Origin of the sequence: Paractinoplanes bogorensis (assembly GCF_018829635.1) — a bacterium.
In the GTDB taxonomy this organism is placed as follows: domain Bacteria; phylum Actinomycetota; class Actinomycetes; order Mycobacteriales; family Micromonosporaceae; genus Actinoplanes; species Actinoplanes bogorensis.
On record NZ_JAHKKG010000001.1, the window covers coordinates 188,247 to 207,484 of the forward strand.

At 69.7% G+C, this 19,238-nt stretch carries 14 protein-coding genes and 1 pseudogene; 11 read left to right on the forward strand and 4 right to left on the reverse strand.

Annotation, left to right across the window (positions count from 1 at the left end):
- The first annotated feature begins 2 nt into the window (after nt 1–2).
- The 5 genes and pseudogenes from KOI35_RS00880 (at nt 3) to serA (ending at nt 6,534) form a co-directional block, all read left to right on the forward strand.
- The gene (locus KOI35_RS00880; protein ID WP_215784045.1) at nt 3–1,832 is read left to right on the forward strand and encodes an acetolactate synthase large subunit; all 1,830 of its coding nucleotides are present in this window, start codon (nt 3–5) and stop codon (nt 1,830–1,832) included.
- 2 nt (nt 1,833–1,834) lie between these two features.
- Nucleotides 1,835–2,350, forward strand: coding sequence for an acetolactate synthase small subunit (ilvN, locus tag KOI35_RS00885; RefSeq protein WP_215784046.1), 516 nt, complete (start codon nt 1,835–1,837; stop codon nt 2,348–2,350).
- A gap of 11 nt (nt 2,351–2,361) precedes the next feature.
- Nucleotides 2,362–3,384: pseudogene (ilvC, locus tag KOI35_RS00890) on the forward strand (ketol-acid reductoisomerase); the annotation flags it as partial.
- Nucleotides 3,385–3,549: 165 nt separating this feature from the next.
- Nucleotides 3,550–4,791, forward strand: coding sequence for a mannosyl-3-phosphoglycerate synthase (gene mpgS / locus KOI35_RS00895; RefSeq protein ID WP_215784048.1), 1,242 nt, complete (start codon nt 3,550–3,552; stop codon nt 4,789–4,791).
- An 87-nt stretch (nt 4,792–4,878) separates the two neighbouring features.
- Nucleotides 4,879–6,534, forward strand: a complete 1,656-nt coding sequence (serA, locus tag KOI35_RS00900; protein ID WP_215784049.1) for a phosphoglycerate dehydrogenase — start codon at nt 4,879–4,881, stop codon at nt 6,532–6,534.
- On the opposite strand, the gene KOI35_RS00905 is transcribed toward serA, so the two are convergent.
- Nucleotides 6,470–6,805, reverse strand: coding sequence for a M14 family metallopeptidase (locus KOI35_RS00905; RefSeq protein ID WP_246612450.1), 336 nt, complete (start codon nt 6,803–6,805; stop codon nt 6,470–6,472). The genes serA and KOI35_RS00905 overlap by 65 nt on opposite strands.
- Before the next feature lie 440 nt (nt 6,806–7,245).
- On the opposite strand from KOI35_RS00905, the gene KOI35_RS00910 reads away from it, so the two are divergent.
- From KOI35_RS00910 to KOI35_RS00925, 4 genes are all read left to right on the forward strand, one after another.
- Nucleotides 7,246–10,962: an ALF repeat-containing protein gene (locus tag KOI35_RS00910; protein ID WP_215784051.1), complete on the forward strand. Its 3,717-nt coding sequence runs from the start codon at nt 7,246–7,248 to the stop codon at nt 10,960–10,962.
- Nucleotides 10,952–11,287 carry a hypothetical protein gene (locus KOI35_RS00915; RefSeq protein WP_215784052.1) on the forward strand — a complete coding sequence of 112 codons (336 nt, stop codon included), beginning with the start codon at nt 10,952–10,954 and terminating at the stop codon, nt 11,285–11,287. Before KOI35_RS00910 ends, KOI35_RS00915 begins: the two co-directional genes overlap by 11 nt.
- 125 nt (nt 11,288–11,412) lie before the next feature.
- Complete coding sequence (locus tag KOI35_RS00920; protein ID WP_215784733.1) at nt 11,413–12,438, forward strand: 3-isopropylmalate dehydrogenase; 1,026 nt, start codon at nt 11,413–11,415, stop codon at nt 12,436–12,438.
- 146 nt (nt 12,439–12,584) lie between these two features.
- Complete coding sequence (locus KOI35_RS00925; RefSeq protein WP_215784053.1) at nt 12,585–13,682, forward strand: branched-chain amino acid aminotransferase; 1,098 nt, start codon at nt 12,585–12,587, stop codon at nt 13,680–13,682.
- Between the two features lie 684 nt (nt 13,683–14,366).
- Here KOI35_RS00925 and KOI35_RS00930 read toward each other — a convergent pair.
- Together KOI35_RS00930 and KOI35_RS00935 are read right to left on the reverse strand one after the other, a co-directional pair.
- On the reverse strand, nt 14,367–14,618 hold the full coding sequence (locus tag KOI35_RS00930; protein WP_215784054.1) for a hypothetical protein: 252 nt from the start codon (nt 14,616–14,618) through the stop codon (nt 14,367–14,369).
- Between the two features lie 419 nt (nt 14,619–15,037).
- A complete protein-coding gene (locus KOI35_RS00935; RefSeq protein ID WP_215784055.1) occupies nt 15,038–15,781 on the reverse strand; it encodes a tyrosine-protein phosphatase in 744 nt (247 codons plus the stop codon).
- A 242-nt stretch (nt 15,782–16,023) separates the two neighbouring features.
- Here KOI35_RS00935 and cimA point away from each other — a divergent pair, with 242 nt between their 5' ends.
- A complete protein-coding gene (gene cimA / locus KOI35_RS00940; protein WP_215784056.1) occupies nt 16,024–17,595 on the forward strand; it encodes a citramalate synthase in 1,572 nt (523 codons plus the stop codon).
- A 4-nt stretch (nt 17,596–17,599) separates the two neighbouring features.
- Entirely contained in the window at nt 17,600–17,983 is a 384-nt protein-coding gene (locus KOI35_RS00945; RefSeq protein WP_215784057.1) for a RidA family protein, read from the forward strand.
- On the opposite strand, the gene thrS is transcribed toward KOI35_RS00945, so the two are convergent.
- Nucleotides 17,961–19,157 (reverse strand): threonine--tRNA ligase, encoded by a 1,197-nt coding sequence (gene thrS, locus KOI35_RS00950; protein WP_215784058.1) that lies wholly within the window; start codon nt 19,155–19,157, stop codon nt 17,961–17,963. The two genes, KOI35_RS00945 and thrS, sit on opposite strands and share 23 nt — an antisense overlap.
- Between the last annotated feature and the right edge of the window lie 81 nt (nt 19,158–19,238).

Below are 19,238 nucleotides of genomic sequence, written 5' to 3' on the forward strand. Positions count from 1 at the left end.
CCATGACGAGACCCACTCCTGAGTCCCTCGCCCACCGCGCCAACCCGGCCACTGTCGCGGCGGCCGCCACCCCGGCCCCGGCCGTAGCCTCTCCGGTTCCCACCTCGGGCGCCGGTTCGCTCGTGCGGTCGCTCGAGGCGCTCGGCGTCGAGGTCGCGTTCGGCATTCCCGGCGGGGCGATCCTGCCCGCGTACGACCCGCTCTACGACTCCAAGGTCCGGCACATCCTGGTCCGCCACGAGCAGGGCGCGGGGCACGCCGCCACCGGCTACGCCCAGGCCACCGGCAAGGTCGGTGTCTGCATCGCGACCAGCGGCCCGGGCGCCACCAACCTGGTCACCCCGATCGCCGACGCCTACATGGACTCGGTGCCGATCGTCGCCATCACCGGCCAGGTGGCCCGGCCCTCGATCGGCACGGACGCCTTCCAGGAGGCGGACATCCAGGGCATCACGCTCCCGATCACCAAGCACAACTTCCTGGTGCAGACGCCCGAGGAACTGCCCCGGATCCTGGCCGAGGCGTTCCACCTGGCGATCACCGGCCGCCCCGGCCCGGTACTGGTCGACATCCCCAAGGACGTGCTGCAGGCGCAGACCACGTTCACCTGGCCGCCGACGCTCGACCTGCCGGGCTACCGCCCGACCCTGCACCCGCACGGCAAGCAGATCCGCGAGGCGGCCCGCCTGATCGCCGAGGCCCGGCGCCCGGTGCTCTACGTGGGCGGCGGCGTGCTCAAGGCCGGCGCCACCGACGGGCTGCGCAAGCTGGCCGAGATGACCGGCATCCCGGTCATCACCACGCTGATGGCGCTGGGGGCGTTCCCCGACTCGCACCCGCAGCACCTGGGCATGCCCGGCATGCACGGCACGGTCCCGGCGGTCTACGCGCTGCAGAAGTCCGACCTGCTGATCACGCTGGGCGCGCGCTTCGACGACCGGGTCACCGGCAAGCTCGACTCGTTCGCGCCGGACGCCAAGATCGTGCACGCCGACATCGACCCGGCCGAGATCGGCAAGAACCGGCACGCCGACGTCCCGATTGTGGGCGACGCCCGGCACGTCATCGACGAGCTGATCGCCGCCGTCTCGGCCACCGCCGAGGGCGCCGGGCAGTACGAGCCCTGGTGGGCCACGCTGAACGAGCTGCGCAAGCGCTACCCGCTGGGCTACGAGGAGCCGACCGACGGCACGCTCGCCCCGCAGTACGTGATCGAGCGGCTGGGCGAGATCGTCGGTCCCGAGGCGATCTATGTGGCCGGCGTCGGTCAGCACCAGATGTGGGCCTCGCAGTTCATCAAGTACGAGCAGCCGGGCACCTGGCTGAACTCGGGCGGCGCCGGAACCATGGGTTACGCCGTCCCGGCCGCGATGGGCGCCAAGGTCGGTAAGCCGGACACCACCGTGTGGGCGATCGACGGCGACGGCTGCTTCCAGATGACCAATCAGGAACTGGCCACCTGCGCGCTCGAGGGCATCCCGGTCAAGATCGCCGTGATCAACAACGGCAACCTGGGCATGGTCCGGCAGTGGCAGACGCTGTTCTACGACGGCCGCTACTCGAACACCGAGCTGGGCACGCACAAGCACCGCATCCCCGACTTCGTGAAGCTGGCCGAGGCGCTCGGCTGCATCGGGCTGCGCTGCGAGTCCAAGGACGACGTCGACAAGATCATCAAGCAGGCGATGGAGATCAACGACGCGCCGGTGGTCATCGACTTCACGGTCGGCAAGGACGCGATGGTCTGGCCCATGGTCGCGGCCGGCACCAGCAACGACGAAATCATGTTCGCCCGGGACGTTCGTCCCAACTTCGAAGAGGACGACCTCTGATCATGAACAAGCACACGCTTTCCGTGCTGGTCGAGAACAAGCCGAGTGTGCTCGCTCGGGTCAGCGGCCTGTTCTCCCGGCGCGGTTTCAACATCGACTCCCTGGCGGTCGGCGAGACGGAGAACCCGGACGTCAGCCGCATCACGATCGTGGTCAACGCCGACTCCTCACCCCTGGAGCAGGTGACCAAACAGCTCAACAAGCTGGTGAACGTCCTGAAGATCGTCGAGCTGGACCCGCAGCAGTCGGTTCAGCGCGAGCTCCTGCTGGTCAAGGTGCGTGCCGATCGTGCGCAGCGCAGCCAGGTGCTCGAGACGGTGGCGTTGTTCCGGGCGAACGTGATCGACGTCGCTCCGGACACCCTCACGATCGAGGCCACGGGTAACCCCGACAAGCTGGACGCGTTGCTGCGCGACCTCGAGCCGTACGGCATCAAGGAAATGGTCCAGTCGGGCCTCGTGGCCATCGGCCGCGGCTCCCGCTCGATCACCACCGGCCCGGCGCTCCGCGCCGCCTAGTACAACGACGAAGGAAAGAAATGACCGCGGAAGTTTTCTACGACGACGACGCCGACCTCGCCATCATCCAGGGCAAGAAGGTCGCCGTGATCGGCTACGGCAGCCAGGGCCACGCCCACTCGCTGTCGCTGCGTGACTCGGGCGTCGAGGTGGTGGTCGGCCTGCAGGAGGGCTCCAAGAGCCGGGCCAAGGCCGAGGAGCAGGGCCTCGAGGTCAAGACGCCGGCCGAGGCGTCGGCCTGGGCCGACGTGATCATGGTGCTCGCGCCGGACACCGCGCAGCGCAAGATCTACTCCGAGTCGATCGCGCCCAACCTGTCCGCGGGCAAGGCCCTCTTCTTCGGCCACGGCCTCAACATCCGGTTCGAGCTGATCAAGCCGCCGGCCGACGTGACCGTCGCCATGGTCGCCCCCAAGGGCCCGGGCCACCTGGTCCGCCGCCAGTACGTGGACGGCAAGGGCGTGCCGTGTCTGGTCGCCGTCGAGCAGGACCCGACCGGCGAGGGCCTCGCGCTCGCGCTCTCCTACGCGAAGGCGATCGGTGGCGCGCGGGCCGGCGTCATCAAGACCACCTTCAAGGAGGAGACCGAGACCGACCTGTTCGGCGAGCAGGCCGTCCTCTGCGGTGGCACGGCGGCTCTCGTGCAGACCGGCTTCGAGGTGCTCACCGAGGCCGGCTACGCGCCCGAGATCGCGTACTTCGAGTGCCTGCACGAGCTCAAGCTGATCGTCGACCTCATGTACGAGGGTGGCATCTCCCGGATGCGCTACAGCGTGTCGGACACCGCCGAGTTCGGTGACTACGTCAGCGGCCCGCGGGTCATCAACGCCGAGACCAAGGCCGAGATGAAGCGGATCCTGGCCGACATCCAGTCCGGCGAGTTCACCCGCCAGCTGATCGAGGACGACGACAACGGCGGCCCGCTGCTGACCAAGCTCCGTCAGCAGGGTGCCGAGCACCCGATCGAGGTCACCGGCAAGAAGCTGCGCGACATGATGAGCTGGGTCGACCGCCCGATCACCGAGACCGCCTGATTTTCTGCTTTACGGCCCGGCTTTCACCCGAAAGCCGGGCCTTTTGCGTGACCCTGCGATTACCTGAAACGCCTGCGTTACTTGCCATTAACCGGGGTCACACCGAAACAGAATTGTGCGCTGTTCGGGCTCTTGAGACTGCCTCGGGTTGGGTATCTTCGCGATATGCGACTGGCTGATTCTTTTCGGAGTGAGCGCTTCGGCGCGGTCCGGATTCATGAGCTGCAGAGGGTGATCGAGCTCGACTCGGGCACCTCGGTCGGTGCGGGCAGCCAGATTGTGCCGGCCGAGGCGCTACGCGCCATCGAATCGCAAATGGTAATCGTCGTTCCGTGTATGAATGAGACACGGACTGTCATCGAGGGTGTCCTCTCCGGCATTCCGCACGACTGCCTCATCATTCTGGTGTCGAACAGCGACCGCGGTCCGGTCGACCGATACGAGATCGAGGCGCAGACCGTCGAGCAGTTCTGCCGGCTGGCCGGGCGGTCCGCCATCACGGTGCATCAGAAGGATCCGGGGGTGGCCGCCGCGATCAAGGCGGCCGGCATGCCCGAGATGCTGGACGACGACGGCCTGATCCGGAACGGCAAGGGCGAGGCGATGCTGCTCGGCATGGCGCTGGCCGCGATGACCGGCCGTCGCTACATCGGATATGTCGACGCCGACAACTACGTGCCCGGCTCGGTCCACGAATACTGCAAGGTCTACGCGGCCGGGCTGCACCTGGCCGGTTCGCCGTACTCGATGGTCCGCATCTCGTGGCACTCGAAGCCGAAGCTGCGCGACAACCGCCTGTTCTTCAGCCGCCGGGGCCGCAGCTCGCAGATCACCAACGAGTGGCTCAACCGGTTCCTGGCCGAATACTCCGACTTCGGCACCGAGGTGATCGCCACCGGCAACGCGGGCGAGCACGCGATGACCCTCGACCTGGGCCTCAAGCTGCGTCTGGCCGGTGGGTTCGCGGTCGAGCCGTACGAGTACATGGACATGTTCGAGCAGTTCGGCGGCGTGCTCGAGAGCACCGACCCGGACGTGATGGCCAGCTCGGTGCCGGTGCTGCAGATCGAGACCCGCAACCCGCACTTCCACGACAACAAGGGCGAGGAGCACGTCCAGGGCATGCGGATGCAGGCCCTCAACGTGCTCTACCACTCGCCGGTCACGCTCCCGGCGACCCGGCAGGCCATTCTCGACTTCATGGTCGAGCAGGGCGCGCTCGAGGTGGGCCAGGAACCGCCGCGCGAGCGGACCTACCCGCCGGTCGGCACGCTCGACCTCGACCTGCTCTACGACGCGCTGGACGCCGAGGCGCTCAGCTTCCGGCAGCCCGACGGACAGGTCATGGCGGGCCTCCCGGCGTCACCGCCCATCGACCGCGCTCAAATTCCACGTCGCGTCGCCTGAGTTTCCGGCGTGTGACAGCCGTCACACTCCGGTGGATCTCGGGACCCGCTTACGATCGGGTTCCGACGATCCACCGGAGGCAGCCGCGTGACGTCCGTCGTACTGATCGCCGAAGAACTGGCCCCGTCCGCCATCGACGTCCTTGCTTATGACTACGACGTACGCCAGGTCGACGGCACCGATCGCGCCGCCCTGCTGGCCCAGGTCGGCCAGGCCGACGCGCTGATCGTCCGCAGTGCCACCCAGGTCGACGCCGAGGTGCTGGCCGCCGGGGAGACCCTGCGCGTGGTGGCCCGGGCCGGCGTCGGTCTCGACAACGTGGACGTCCGCGCCGCGACCGCCCGCGGCGTCCTGGTGGTCAACGCGCCGACCAGCAACATCGTGTCGGCCGCGGAACAGGCCATCGCGCTGCTGCTGGCCGTGGCCCGGCACACCGCCACCGCCTCGGCCACGCTGAAGTCGGGCCGGTGGCAGCGGTCGCGCTACGTCGGCGTCGAGGTGCAGGGCAAGACGGTCGGCGTGGTCGGGCTCGGCCGCATCGGGGTGCTCTTCGCCCAGCGGATGGCCGCCTTCGGCACCCGGCTGATCGCCTACGACCCGTACATCCAGCCCGCCCGGGCCGCACAACTCGGCGTCCGGCTGGTCGGCCTCGACGAACTGCTGCGCGAGAGCGACTTCGTCTCGGTGCATCTTCCCCGTACGCCGGAGACCGTCGGACTGATCGGCGAGAAGGAACTCGCCCTGGTCAAGCCGGGGGTACGGATCGTCAACGCGGCCCGCGGCGGCCTGGTCGACGAGGACGCGCTGGCCGCGGCGCTGCGCGACGGCCGGGTGGCCGGGGCCGGTCTCGACGTGTTCGTCACCGAGCCGATCACCGAGTCGCCGCTGTTCGGCTTTGACAACGTGGTGGTCACCCCGCACCTGGGCGCGTCGACGGCCGAGGCGCAGGACAAGGCGGGCCTGTCGGTCGCGCGCAGCGTCAAGCTGGCCCTCGACGGCGAGTTCGTGCCGGACGCGGTGAACGTGCAGGCGGGCGGCGTGGTCGACGAGGACGTCCGGCCGATGCTGGGGCTGGCCGAGAAGCTGGGCAAGGTGTTCACCGCGGTGGCGGGCGGTGTCGCGGCCACCGTCACGGTCGAGGTGCGGGGCGAGATCGCCTCGCACGACGTCGGGGTGTTGCGGCTCGCGGCCACCAAGGGGCTGTTCACTGCGGTTGTGGACGAACGGGTGACGTACGTGAACGCCCCGCAACTCGCCCTGGATCGGGGCGTCGAGGTCGAGCTGGTGGCCAGCGACGAGCCGGCCGAACATCAAAACCTGGTTTCCGTACGCGGTGCGCTGCCGGACGGACGCACGGTGACCGTCTCCGGCACCCTGACCGTGCACGGCGCCCGCGAGATCGCCAAGCTGATCGAGATCGACGACTTCGACCTCGACCTCAACGCCGACGGCGTGCAGCTGTTCTTCCGCTACGGCGACCGGCCCGGCGTCGTCGGCACCATCGGCACCCTGCTCGGCGAGGCCGGCGTCAACATCGCGGCCATGCAGGTGGCCCGGCGTGAGGCGGGCGGCGACACGCTGATGACGCTGACCGTCGACTCGTCGGTCGACCCGGAACTGCTCAGCACGGTGGCCGCCGCGATCGGGGCCGACCGGGGGAGCATGGTCGACCTGCGGCTCAATGGGACCGAACCGGCGGTGGGTAGACCGTCCCGTCCTGCAGATCCAGCAGATCGAGGTTGAGCTCGCCGGCCAGGCGCTCGATCGTCTCGAGCACCACGTCCGGGCAGTTCTCGTCGAGCCGCATCTGGATGTGGTCGGCCGCGGCGTGCAGCGGCGGGTGCGCCCACGGCGAGCCGGGCGCCGAAGCGCGCGGCCCACGGTCGGGGTAATCGCTGGTCAGGGCGTCATAGAAGGCGACGACGCGCGGGTCGGCCGGGCGCTGCGGGTGCTCACCGCGCGCGCATCGCGCGTTGGCGGCCCGCACGGCGTCCGGCAGGTCCGTCTTGTCCATCGCCCACACCACGAGGTCGAAACTCACCGGCGCATGGTGCCATCACTATCCGCCGCAAGACGGAAGAACCGCCCCGACACGCGGGAGCGCTTCCGCGCCGGACGGCCGACACGCGGCCCCTTGCCTTGCGCGCGATAAGTCCGTATCGCTAGCGTTGTCGGTGCCGCCCGGCCGGGGTGGGCCCGTCTTCGGGTGACGGTGCTCCCTCCTTCCTGGTGCGCGAATTTGGCGGGACCGAGCCACGCGTACTCGTCGCTACAGCCCCCGTGATCGTTTGCCGCGATCACGGGGGCTGTTCGCTTTCGCCCGGCCGTCCCGCCTGCTTCCCCGTCACCCGCGCGACGCAGTCATGTGGTTCAATTTCGCGGCGTTCAATCCATCGACCGCGGTGACTAGCCCTCCCGCGCGTCGGCATGGCGTTTCACGGGGGATATCTGAATATGAGGGTGCTACTTCCGGCTGCTTTCGTGCAGCGAGTTCGTACGGCCGCGATCCTGTCGCTGGCCGCTGCCGTCGTCGGGACCGGCCTGCATGCGCCGCCCGCTCTGGCCGCGCCGGCGGCCGCCGATCTGCCCGTGGTGCAGCTTCCACCGCTGGTCACCGAGGTCTGGAACGGCACGACCGGTGTTCCGGCGGCCGACGAGCGGTGGCGCAAGGCCGTGACCGACATCGCCGAGTTCACACCCGAGCCCGAGGTCCGCGACGCCGCCCTGATCGCGCTGGCCACGGCCGACCCGGCGGTGATCCTCAAGTTCGCCACGGTCGACAAGCCCGCGCTCGAGAAGCAGGTCGCCGCGCGCAAGAAGCAGGAAGCGGCCGACAACCTGGCCCGCGTCCGCGCGATGGCCGGCACCGGCGGCGAAAACTTCAACACCGAGGTCCAGCGGGTGCTGGCCGGCACCGACAGCGACCGGGCCGCCTTCCTGGCCTACGGCGCCGACATCGCCCGCGACCGCGACGCCCAGGTGGCCCGGACGGCGGCCGAGCGCGCGGCCACGCTGCGCGAGCGGGTCCGGCTCGTGTCCGCGGCCGCGCCGGCCGAGTCGAACGTCCGGCGGGCGGCCGAAGCGGCCCTGGCCGGGGACGACGCGGCGATCTCGGCCTTCCTGAACACCGGCTACCTGACCGCCGCCCGGGCCGACGCGGCCGAGCGGGAGCAGTACCTCAAGGACCTCGAGGCCCGGAACAAGGCCGCCGAGGAACTGTCCGACCTGGCCCAGCGGTCGGCGCGGGCCAACACCGCGCGCAAGCAGATCCTGGTCGCGCACGGCGCCGCGATCCGGGCGCTGCAGCAGGCGGCCAATTCGATGGCGGCCGCCGCCAACGCGGCCCGGCACGCCTCGCGGGTGCTCGACGGCAGCGGCACGGCGGCCCAGAAGGCGACCGAGCTGACGGCGGACAACAACGAGGCGAAGCGGCAGCTCGGGTACGCCCGTACCGCCGCTCAGGAAGCCTCGGCGGCCGCTCAGACGGCCTCGTCGGCGGCGGACGACCTGATCGACACCGGCCTGGAGTACGGCGTCGAATGGTCGCTGATCTCGCAGGGCATGAGCGAGGCGGCCACCGCCGCGGTCGGGGCGACCCAGACGGCGCAGTTCGCGATCGACGCGACCGTGGCGACCAACAGTGCCCAGGGCGCCCAGGCGCAGGCCGAGGCGCACGCCCAGCAGGCGATCAAGTGGCGTCAGCACGCCGAGGAACACGCCAAGGCAGCGGCCAAGCTGGCCGCCGCGGCAGCGAAGCAGGCGAACGCGGCGAAGACGGCTGCCGCCCGTACGAAGAAGGCCCGGGAAGAAGCCGAAGCGGCCGAGGCCAAAGCCTGGGCCGAGGCCGAGAAGACCCGGCAGCACCGGCAGGAGGCCGAGCGGCAGGCGGCCGAGGCCAAGCGTCAGCGGCAGATCGCCGAGGCCGAACGGGCCAACGCCGCCCGGCACCGCGCCGAGGCGGAACGGCAGGCCTCCATCGCTCGCAGCGCCCGCGCCAACGCCGAGTCGCAGGCCGCGATCGCGCAGGGCGCACGTTCCAAGGCCGAGGCGGCCGACGACGCCGCGGCCGACGCCGACGGCCGGGCCTGGGACCGGGAGGACGAGGCCCGGGTGGCCCGCGACGAGGCCATGGCGGCCGAGCGGGCCGAGCAGACCGCGAAGGCCAAGGCGGCCGCACTGCGGTCGGCCGCGGCCGCGGCGAGCACCGACGCCGAGAAGGCGGAGGCGCAGCGCGAAGCCGACGAGGCCGGGCGTCAGGCCGGTGTGGCCGGAACGGCCGCCCGCTCGGCTCGCTCGTCGGCCAACACCGCGACCGGAGCCGCCGCCAACGCCCGGGCCGCCGCGACGCAGGCCCAGCAGGCCGCCGACCGGGCCTGGGCCGCTTCCGAGCGGGCCCGTGCAGCTGCCGCGGCGGCCGACGCCGCCGCCGACCGGGCCGAGGCCACCGCCCGGGCCACGCACGCCGCCCGGATGCAGGCCGACGCCAAGGCGGCCGTCGCCACCGCGGAGGAGACCAAGGCCGCCCGTGCCGCCGAGGCCGCCGTGCGCCTCAGCGACCAGGCCGCGGAACAGGCCGTGCAGGCGCTGTGGGCCGCCAACCGCACCCGCGACGAGGCCGAGGCCGCGACCCGCGAGTCGGTGGCCGCCGCGGCCCAGGCCGACATCGCCGTGCAGGCGGCATCCGCGGCGCGGCAGTCCGCGGCCGGGATCGCCGAGCCGGCCAACACCGCGATCGGGATGGTGAGCCCGTTCTCCGGCGCCGACATCGACGCCGACTTCGTGAAGCTGGTCGCCGAGCAGGCGCTCAGCATCGGCGCCGAACAGGCCGCCGCGGCCAAGGCCCGGGCCGACGAGGCGATCGTCGCCGCGGAACGGGCCGAAGCGGCCGCGGACCGGGCCAACGAGCAGGTCAAGCCGGCGTTCACCGCGGCCGCGCAGGCCGCGCGGTCGGCCGCCGCCGCAGCGGTCTCGGCCGCCGAGGCGAAGAAGTACGCCGCGCAGGCCGCTGTGGACGGCGCCGCGGCCCGGTCGGCCGCGGCCAGCGCGGCCCGCGCCGACGCCCAGGCCAAGGCGGACGCGATCGCCGCCCGGTCGGCGGCCAACGAGGCCGCCAACGACGCCGCGATCGCCGGGCGCAGCGCCGCGGCCGCCCAGTCCGACGCCGACGCGGCCGGCCGGGCCGCCTCGGCCGCCGAGGCCGACGCGGCCGCCGCCCGCGGTGCCGCCGACCGGGCCGAGGCCGACGCGGCTGCCGCTCAGACGGCGGCCGACAGCGCCCAGAAACACGCGGACAGCGCGGCCGCGGCGGCGAGCAACGCTCTGCAGTACGCCAAGGAGGCGCAGCAGGCGGCCGAGCGCGCCGAGGAGGCCGAACGCAAGAAGGCCAAGGCCGAACTGGCCGCCTCGCTGGAGAACCCGGGTCCGGCGGCGCCGCTCGACCCGGATCTGCTCGACCTCCTCACCCCCGAGGAACGCGAGCAGCTGCGGCAGGCGCAGGAGGAATCCGGGCAATCGCTGCTCGACTTCTTCAAGGAGAACGCCTGGGACCTGTTCCTCGAGCTGTCCGGGGTCGGCGACATCAAGTCCTGCATCATGGAGGGCGACGTCGAGGCCTGCCTCTGGAGCCTGGCCAACCTGCTGCCGGCCAACAAGATCCTGGGCACCGTCTTCAAGATCGGCAAGCTGCTGCCCAAGGTCTTCAAGTTCCTCGAGAAGATCAAGGCGGCGCGCAAGAAGGCCGACGAGCTGGCCGACCTGGCCAAGGCCAAAAAGGCGCAGAAGGTTCCGGACTTCTGCCCGATCCCGCCCGTGCCGAGCGCCTTGCGGGCCGGCAAGCAGGCCGCCGCCGCGGCGGCGACGCCCGATCCGTGCAAGCTCGCCTCGAAGATCGCCGACGACAGTTTCCTGACCAAGGCGGCCAAGAAGGCCGAGCGGAATCAGCGCATCAAGCAGGAGTTCGAGAGCCTGGAGAAGCAGCTGAGCGAGGGCAACATGAACCCCGGCCTGGGCAGCAAGGCGCTCACCGGAACCGACGTCTCCTACGCCCGCGGCCGCAACGGCGCCCGGCTGTTCTTCCGTAACGTCGACGGCAAGGTCGAGATCGTCGGAAAGGCCGACAAGAGCAACGAGAGCGCGGTTATCGACAAGATGAAAGAGCTGTATGGGAAGTAGTGACGCGATCCGGGTGCCGGGTGCGGAGATCGACTTCGTGCTCGGCGCCGCGGACGACCCCGAGACCGTCGACGACTTCGACGTGGTGGTCACCCTCGACGACGGCACCCGGTGGAGTGCCGGCCTGCTCACCATGGGCGCGATCCAGCGCATCATGGATCGGTGGGCGACCACCGGTGAGGCCGAGGGCGGCGACTTCTTCCAGTCGGACGATCTGATGATCCTGCGCCGGCCGGGAGTGCCGTTCGCCACGGATCTCCTCCGGCGCCTGGCCGCAGCCGGGCAGATCCAGTACACGCTGCGCCAGCTGCACGACGACGACTGACCGCCGGGCCGTACTCACCGGTAGTCATCCTTAACGCTCACTAGGTGGGACCGGCGTACCGAAGATCGGGACCCAGGCGCTAGCCTGGGTCCCGAATCGTTCGACCCTGAGGAGCAGACGTGAGCGTGGCGCGGATCGCGGTGGTGGCCGGCGACGGCATCGGAACCGAAGTGACCGCTCAGGCTCAGAAGGTCATCGAGGCCGTACTCCCCGGCACCGAGTTCAACGACTACGACCTCGGCGCGCGGTTCTACAACCGCACCAAAGAGGTGCTGCCCCAGGCCATCCAGGACGAACTGGCCCGCCACGACGCGATCCTGCTCGGCGCCATCGGCGACCCCAGCGTGCCGCCGGGCGTGCTCGAACGTGGCCTGCTGCTCAAGCTCCGCTTCGACTTCGACCAGTACGTGAACCTGCGCCCCTCGAAGCTCTGGCCCGGCACCACCAGCCCGCTCGCGGGAGTGAAGCCCGGCGAGATCGACATGGTCGTGGTCCGCGAAGGTGTCGAAGGCCTCTACGTCGGAGCCGGCGGCGTCCTGCACAAGGACACCCCGGCCGAGATCGCGACCGAAGAAAGCCTCAACACGCGCTTCGGCGTCGAGCGGGTCATCCGCGACGCGTTCGCCCGGGCCCAGCGCCGCGACCGTCAGCACCTGACCCTGGTGCACAAGACCAACGTGCTGACCAAGGCCGGCGGTCTGTGGGCGCGCGCGTTCGCCGCCGTCGCGGCCGAATTCCCCGAGGTCACCACCGAATACCAGCACATCGACGCGGCCAGCATGTTCATGGTCAGCAACCCCCAGCGGTACGACGTGGTCGTGACCGACAACCTCTTCGGTGACATCCTCACCGACATCGCCGCGGCCGTGACAGGCGGCATCGGCATGGCAGCCAGCGGCTCCGTCAACCCGGAGCGCAAGTATCCGTCGACGTTCGAGCCCGTACACGGCTCCGCGCCGGACATCGCCGGCCAGGGCATCGCCGACCCGGCGGCGGCCATCCTCTCCGCATCGCTGCTGCTCGAGCACCTGGGCCACCACGACGAGGCCCGCCGAGTATCCGAGGCGGTCGCCGCCGACGTCGCGTCCCGCACCCCGGGCGCGCCGCAGCGCACCGCCGAGGTCGGCGACCGCATCGCGGCCGCTCTCTAAGCTCAGCCGCTCCCACCACAGGCCCCGCACCAGGGGTCTCTCACCCGCGCGCGTTGATTTAACGAGCGTTCGGGGTAAATTCATGGAGCACTACGGGTGCTTCCGCATGCCTAAATCTTCTGTTGACGAAAGCAGGTCCACTTGTCATGAGCGGTGGTGACAACCTCGAGTTCGAGATCCGTCCGAACCCGGCACCCGTGAGCGACGCCGAGCGCAACACGCTCCTCGCCAACCCCGGCTTCGGCCGTATCTTCACCGACCACATGGTCACGATCCGCTACGCGGACGGCAAAGGCTGGTACGAACCACGCGTCGAGGCGCGGGCCCCCATCCCGATGGACCCGGCGTCCGCCGTGCTGCACTACGCGCAAGAGATCTTCGAAGGCCTCAAGGCGTACACGCTGCCCGACGGCGGCATCGCGATGTTCCGGCCGGACGCGAACGCGAACCGTTTCGCCCAGTCCGCCCAGCGGATGGCGATGCCCCAACTGCCCGGCGAGACGTTCCTCCAGTCCCTGCGCGAGATCATCACGATCGACCGCGACTGGCTCCCCCCGGGCGACGAGGGCAGCCTCTACCTGCGTCCGTTCGCGTACGCGAGCGAGGTCTTCCTGGGGGTCCGGCCCTCGATGGAATACCTGTACCTGGTGATCGCATCCCCGGTCGGCCCGTACTTCTCGGGCGGCGTCAAGCCGGTGTCGGTCTGGGTGACCCCCGACTACACGAGGGCGGCGCCGGGCGGAACGGGAGCGGCCAAGTGCGGAGGCAACTACGCGGCCGGCCTGTCGGCCCAGGCCGAGGCCATCGAAAACGGCTGTGACCAGGTCGTCTATCTCGACGCGGTCGAGCGAAAATACATCGACGAGCTCGGCGGCATGAACGTCGTCTTCGTCCTCGACGACGGCACCCTGGTGACGCCGCCGCTGACCGGCACCATCCTGCCCGGCATCACCCGAGACTCGATCATCAAGCTCGCTGAACGGGATGGCCGCAAGGTCGAGGAGCGCCCGGTGAGCCTCGAGGAGTGGCGTTCCGGGGCCACTTCCGGCCGCATCCGCGAGGCGTTCGCCTGTGGCACGGCCGCCGTCATCACCCCGATCGGCGCCGTGAAGTCGGCCGACGGCGAGTTCGTTGTGGCCGACGGGGGTACCGGTTCGGTGACCACTTCCCTGCGGAAGCAACTGGTCGACATCCAGCGTGGGCGGGCCTCTGACCCCTTCGGCTGGGTTCACCGCGTTCTCTGATCCGAGTATTGGTTGCGCTTTGACGGTCGGGGGGCCGGGGTAACCACGCTGGGCGGCGAGCATTTATGCCCTGCGTGGTCACCCCGGCCCCCCGACCTTGCATGGGAATCACTGGCGGCCAGGACTTTGGTCGCCGGTCTGCATGCGGATGTCTGGGCTTGGATTTCCCCCATCACCCTTCGTGGTCTGGCTCCGCCCGGGTCGGGCCAGGGGATTTTCGTCACCCGGGCCGGCCTGAGTGGTGGGTCGTGCGGACGTACCTCGCCGGTTGCGGCCAGCGCTTCGCGCTTAGCGTCATCGCTTCGCTCGTAAACCGCAACCAGCACCGTCGTCGCCAGGCCGAGAGTGCCGTCCAGCCCGGGTGGCCTGTTGTGCCTGGTCTGGGTGATAGCTGTCCGGCTAAGGGTTGGCCTGTTGTGGTCGGGCTGGGTGGCTTGGTCCGGCTGGGTGGGTGGCCTGTTGTGGTCGGGCTGGGTGGCTTGGTCCGGCTGGGTGGGTGGCCTGTTGTGGTCGCGCTGGGTGGCTTGGTCCGGCTCGGTGGGTGGCCTGTTGTGGTCGGGCTGGGTGGCTTGGTCCGGCTGGGTGGGTGGCCTGTTGTGGTCGCGCTGGGTGGCTTGGTCCGGCTCGGTGGGTGGCCTGTTGTGGTCGCGCTGGGCGGCCTGGCCCAGCTGGGTGGGTGGCCTGCTACGGCTTACCCGGCCGGACTTGTGCACCGGATGCAGGCCACCCACCCAGCCGGACGGCACCCCGGCGCGACCACAGCAGGCCACCCACGCGCCGGGACAAAAGCACCAGGCCGGACCACAGCAGGCCACCCACCCGCTGGGACAAAAGCACCAGGCCGGACCACAGCAGGCCACCCACCCGCTGGGACAAAAGCACCAGGCCGGACCACAGCCACCCACCCGCTGGGACGGTGCCGCCGAGCTTGACCACAGCAGGCCACCCAGCGGGGCTTGACGGTGTTGCTCAGCCCTACTTCGGCAGGCCACGCGGGTGGCGGGACGGCACCGTCGGCCTGGGCCAAAGACGGTGAGGGTTGCGGTTTACGAGCGCAGCGATGATCCAAAGCGCGAAGCGCTGGACCGCCCCCGGCGAGGTACGTCCGCACGACCCACCACTCAGGCCGGCCTGGGTGAGAACGACGCCCGGAACGACCGGCGCGGAGCCAGACCACTCAGGGTGATGGGGGGGAAGCCCAGCCCAGACATCCACATGCAGACCGGCGACCAAAGTCCTGGCCGCCACGGATTCCCATGCAAGGTCGGGGGCCGGGGTGACCACGCAGGGCATAAATGCCTCACCGCCCAGCGTGGTCACCCCGGCCCCCGACCGTCAAAGCGCAACCAAAAAGGTCAAGACGACAGGAGATGGTCACGCATAGAGGCAACAGCAGAAGACGACAACCCAATCTCAGCGACATAATCCTCAATAGACCCGTGCAAAGCGCGCAAATCAGAAAGGAACATCAGCATCGCATCAGGAGGCGAATCCCACATGTGCTGCTTGCCCAAGACAGCGGACGGATGCTTCTCGAGCAGATAGTCGGTCAACGGCCGCATCGCCTGAGTGGTCAGGGCGTAGTCAGCGGCGATGTCGGCGTCGGAAACGCCGAGCAACGACAACGTCAGAGCACAAACCGTCCCCGTACGGTCCTTGCCGGCCATGCAATGCACGATCACCGGGGCCTGCTCGGGCGAAGCGATGATCTGCAACGAGGCCAGGATCGCGGCCCGGCCGTCCTCGGCGAAGTTCAGGTACCGGTCGGCCAGCCAGCGCTCGTGCACCACGTCGTCGGGGTGGCCGATCTCTTCCCAGTCGACGTGTTCGAGCACCAGGTTCTGGTAGTCGAGACCGTAGCGCTCGGCCACCCGCCCGTACTTCTCGATCTCGAACGGCCGGCGCAGGTCGATCACCGTGCGGACGCCGAGCGCCTCGAACGCCGCCGCGTCGTCCTCGCCCAGGCGGTGCAGCGCGTCGGAGCGGAACAGCCGCCGCCAGCGCACCGTGCGACCGTCGAGGCCGCTGTATCCGCCCACGTCGCGGAAGTTGTAGGTCGCCGAGAAGCCGAGGTTGCGGGGGAACTGTTCGACTGCCACGGCCCCAAACTAGCCCGTACGGGTGAACGGCGCTGTGACGAAAAAAGGGGGGCCAGTGTCTCAGTCAGTGGATTTCCGGTTCCATCCTGAGGATGCCGTGGCATGCTTCGGAGCGTGACCCACCTCGTGCTGATTATTGGCACCTAGCGCGCCGGCTGACTCCTCGCCGACGCGCCGACCTCCCGCATCCGCGGGGGGTCTTTTTGTTGGGTCACCAAATTTTGCCTTGAAGGGAAGCCCCCATGGAGTACCAGGTCTTCGACACGACGTTGCGCGACGGTGGGCAGCGGGAGGGGATCAGCTACTCGGTCGCCGACAAGCTGGCGGTCGCGAAGCTGCTCGACGAGTTCGGGGTGGGCTTCATCGAGGGCGGCTGGCCGGGTGCGATGCCCAAGGACACCGAGTTCTTCCAGCGGGCCCGCACCGAGCTGGAGCTCAAGAACGCGGTGCTGGTGGCCTTTGGTGCGACCCGTAAGGCCGGCACTCCCGTTGACCAGGACCCGCAGGTGCAGGCACTGCTCGACGCCGAGACGCCGGTGGTGTGTGTGGTCGCGAAGAGCGACATCCGCCACGTCGAGCGGGCTCTGCGTACGACCGGGGACGAGAACCTGGCCATGGTCCGCGACACCGTGAAGCACCTGGTCGCGAACGGCCGGCGGGCGTTTGTCGACTGCGAGCATTTCTTCGACGGTTTCCGCTACGACCCGGAGTACACCGCCAGTGTCGTCAAGACGGCGATCGAGGCGGGCGCCGAGCGCGTGATCATGTGTGACACCAACGGCGGCATGCTCCCGTCGATGATCACCAAGGCGATCCATGAGGTTGTCGAGCGGACCGGCGTACCGGCCGATCTTCTCGGCATCCACTGCCAGAACGACACGTCGTGCGCAGTGGCCAACACTGTCGCCGCCGTCGAGGCCGGGGTCAAGCACTTCCAGTGCACCGCCAACGGCTACGGCGAGCGGCCGGGTAACGCCGACCTGTTCGCCACGGTCAGCAACCTCCAGTTGAAGCTCGGGCTGCCGGTCCTACCGGACGGCTGCCTGGAGAAGGCGACGCGGGTTTCGTCCGCGCTCGCCGAGATCGCCAACATCGCCCCCGACACCCACCAGGCCTATGTCGGGGCTGCTGCGTTCGCTCACAAGGCGGGGCTGCACGCGAGCGCGATCAAGGTGGATCCGCTGCTCTACAACCACGTCGACCCGGCGGTTGTGGGCAATGACATGCGGATCCTGGTGACGGAGATGGCCGGCCGGGCCAGCATCGAGCTCAAGAGTCGCGAGCTCGGGATCGACCTGGCCGGCCATCCCGACACCCTCAGCACGGTCACCCGGCGGGTCAAGGACCTGGAGGCGGGCGGCTGGTCGTTCGAGGCCGCCGACGCGTCGTTCGAGCTGCTGGTACGCGGCGAACTGGCGGGCGGCTCGTTCACCCGGCCGTTCGACCTGGAGTCGTACCGGGTGCAGGTCGAGCACCGCGAGGACGGTTCGGTGGTGTCGGAGGCGACGGTCAAGGTTCGCGTACGGGGTGAGCGGGTGATCGCCACCGCCGAGGGCAACGGTCCGGTCAACGCGCTCGACGAGGCCCTGCGGGCCGGGCTGACCCAGTACTACCCGCAGTTGAAGAACTTCGAGCTGAGCGACTTCAAGGTGCGCATCCTCGAGGGCAGCCACGGCACCAACGCGATCACCCGGGTGCTGCTGGAGACCGGCGACGGCGAGCGCGACTGGACCACGGTCGGCGTGCACGAGAACATCGTCGAGGCGTCGTGGGTGGCCCTGGTCGACGCGCTGACCTACGGTCTCGCGGAATAAAAGAGTGACGCGGATTTTCAGCGGCTCCAGCTTCGAGGAGCAGATCGGGTACGCCCGGGCGGTTGTCGCCGGAGACCACGTCTATGTCTCCGGCACCACCGGGTTCGACTACGCGACGATGACGATCGCCGACGGCGTGGTCGAGCAGGCCCGGCAGGCGGTCGCCAACATCGCGGCGGCGCTGGCCGAGGCCGGCTGCACGCTGGCCGACGTCGTACGGGTGCGTTATCTGCTGCCGTCACGCGAGGATTTCGAGCCGTGCTGGCCGGTCCTGCGCGAGGCTTTCGGCGAGGTCCGCCCGGCCGCCACCATGATGGTGTGCGGCCTGGCGGACCCACGCATGCGCATCGAGATCGAAGTCGACGCTAGGGTTTCGCTTCCGCGCTGAGCACTGCGAGAGCCTGCGCCACCGGCATCGCGGGCAGCTGCCGGCCGTCGCGATGCCTCAGGGCGACCAGCCCGTCCGGCGCCTCTCGTCGACCGATGATTCCCGCGTACGGGATCCGCCCCTCGGCCGCCGCGCGGATCCGCGCACCGATCGAGCCGTCCCGTCGTACGGAAACCCGCAGTCCGGCCTCGATGGCCGCGAGAGCCAAAGAGTCAGCAGCCGCATCCTGCTCCACCCCCAGGGGAAGAATGGCCAGCTGGACGGGGGAGTACCAGAGCGGGAACGCCCCGTCGTGCGCCTCGATCAGGTGCGCGAAGAGCCGCTCCATCGACCCGACCAGACTGCGGTGCACCATCACCGGCCGGGACCGTCCGCCGGCGGCATCGGCGTATTCGAGCTCGAACGCCGCCGGCTGGTGGAAGTCGATCTGGATGGTGGCGAGGGTCCACTCGCGGCCGCCCGGGTCGGCGACCTGCACGTCGATTTTTGGCCCATAGAAGGCCGCTTCGCCGGGCGCCTCCACATAGTCGACGCCCGCCGAGTCGAGCGCCCCGCGCAGCACCGCGGAGGAAAATGCCCAGCCCGCCTCGTCCCCGCCATACTTCTTCCCCTCGCCACGCAGCGAGAGCTGATAGGACGACGGTTCGATCCCGAGCACCCGGTGGGCCTCGCGCATGAGCCGCAACACGTCGGCGACCTCGGCCGCGGCCTGGGACGGGGCACAGAACACATGGGCATCGTTCAACTGCATCGCCCGTACGCGGGAAAGACCTCCGATCACCCCCGAACGCTCGGCGCGGTACATGGATCCGAGCTCGGCGATCCGCAACGGCAGGTCACGGTAGGAGCGGCCGCGCGACTTGTAGATCAGCGCGTGGTGCGGGCAGAGGCTGGGCCGCAGCACCAGGTCGTCGCCGCCCATCGGCATCGGCGGGAACATGTCGTCGGCGAAGTTGCGCCAGTGCCCCGATTTCTCGAAGAGCTGCCGCTTGCCGAGGGCCGGCGAATACACATGCTGGTATCCGTTGCGGCGCTCCAGTTCGTACAGATAGCTCTCGACCGCGTGCCGGGCCGCGGCCCCATCGGGCAGCCAGAACGGCAGGCCGGCGCCGATCAGCGGGTCGGAGTCGACGAGGTCGAGCTCGCGCCCGAGTTTGCGGTGGTCGACGTTCATCGGATTTCTCCCTGTGATGAGGGCGAGATCCGGCGCCGAAAAAGCCCCGGGCATCTCGCCCGGGGCCGTGGAATCGCGGAA